Origin of the sequence: Allomuricauda sp. XS_ASV26, assembly GCF_041224615.1 — a bacterium.
Taxonomy (GTDB): domain Bacteria; phylum Bacteroidota; class Bacteroidia; order Flavobacteriales; family Flavobacteriaceae; genus Flagellimonas; species Flagellimonas alginolytica.
On record NZ_JBGFGK010000005.1, the window covers coordinates 1 to 1806 of the forward strand.

Below are 1806 nucleotides of genomic sequence, written 5' to 3' on the forward strand. Positions count from 1 at the left end.
TCCCAACAATCAATACTTTAATTGGAAGCACACCCTTGCAGAGATGCCGGAACGAATTCGTTCGGAAAAGGAACTGGGCTATTCGATGGCCGATTTTTTATTGGACGATGAATTTCCGGGAACATGGAAAATAAATGCCACTTATCATGGCAACAAACAACTCACGCCCACTTATCTCAAAGTAACCATGTATCAGAACTATGGCAGCAAATTGCAAACCAAAGAAGTCAAAGTGTTTCGTTTGGGTGTAAAAGGAGTTAATCAGTACTTATTTGATTTTGCCAATGTTCCCATAAAAATTGTAAATAATTGAAAAGTCTCATCAGTTTATTGATTTTGTTGGTGGTTGTGCCAATTTTTGCCCAAAAACAGATTTTGGGGCGAATTACCGATGGAAAAATACCGTTGTCCAATGTCCATGTGACCAATTTATCCTCCGAATTTACTACTAAATCGAACAAGGAAGGGTTTTACAAGATATCTGCCATACCAAAGGAAAAATTACAGTTTACCTACCTCGGAATGGATACTATTACCATTATTATTGAGGATGTTACCCATAATCTAAATATTGTTATGCATCACAGGGTAGAAGCATTGGACGAAGTAGTCGTGACCAAAAAACTCAGTAAGCAAAAAAGTTTGGCGATGAATTACTTTACGGATTCAACCATTATAAATACCTCTTTTGGCTATATTAGTCCTAACACAGTACCTTATAATTTAAAAATAATTGATGGTTCTGAATTAACGACAGGAACCGATGTGCTTTGGGCAATAGCAAGTAGAAGGGCGGGAATATGGATGGGAACCTATGGGTCTCCTTCCACCGGAGTGAATCGTTCATTATTTATGAGAGGTAGAAGCTCAATCAATAATCAAAAACCTGTTTTGTTTGAAATTGATAAAAACATTTTTACAACCCCTCCCGTTTGGTTGGATGTTAGCATGATTCAGCGCGTGGGCATTATCCCTGGACTTCAAGCGGCATGGAGGTATGGCGAAATTGCTAGTGGAGGTGTAGTGATTATCAATACCATCAACGGAGTGCATGGATTAAGGGAAGATAATAGCCTTCAACGTTATGATCAAGCAAAGCTTCGCGATAATTATGTCACGGAAAAGGTATTCTTGGACACGGAAATAAAAAATGATTTACCTGCCTATTTAAATGAAATGAATACCGCTAAAAATCTTAACAGGGCGTTAGAAGTTTATGAGGCGTACGAGAATCATTATTCAAGAATACCATATTTCTATTTGGATGCCTTTACTTATTTTTATGATAAGTTTGAAAGTGATAGGGCAGATGAAATTTTAATCAAGAATTTAGACTCTTTTGAAAAAAATCCTGTTTGGTTAAAGGCTTTGGCTTTTACTTATGAGTCTCAATCCCGATTAGGTAAAGCCCATGAGGTTTACAAGAAAATTTATGCTCTCCGGCCTGATTATGCACAAAGTTTTATTGACTTGGCCAATAGTTATGAAAATTTGGAGAAAACTCAACAGGCCCTATCAATTTATGCAAGACATGCTTATTTGCAGGATAAGGGTTTAATTTCTTCGGACAGCCTTGAATTATCTGATATTATGGAAAGGGAAATCAGCAGTCTTTTGAGACCCGATAATCATTCCAGTTCCGATGCTGGTTTTACCGGAAGGTTAGTATTTGAATGGAACGACTCCGAAGCTGAATTCGATCTACAGTTTGTAAATCCCAACAATCAATACTTTAATTGGAAGCACACCCTTGCAGAGATGCCGGAACGAATTCGTTCGGAAAAGGAACTGGGCTATTCGATGGCC

At 37.8% G+C, this 1806-nt stretch carries 2 protein-coding genes; both read left to right on the top strand.

Annotation, left to right across the window (positions count from 1 at the left end; genetic code table 11):
- On the top strand, nucleotides 1-313 hold a 313-nt coding region (locus AB9K32_RS00025; RefSeq protein ID WP_369883995.1), incomplete at its 5' end, for a YfaP family protein.
- Nucleotides 310-1806, top strand: a 1497-nt coding sequence (locus AB9K32_RS00030; protein ID WP_369883996.1) for a carboxypeptidase-like regulatory domain-containing protein, incomplete at its 3' end; no start/stop codon positions are given. The genes AB9K32_RS00025 and AB9K32_RS00030, both read left to right, overlap by 4 nt.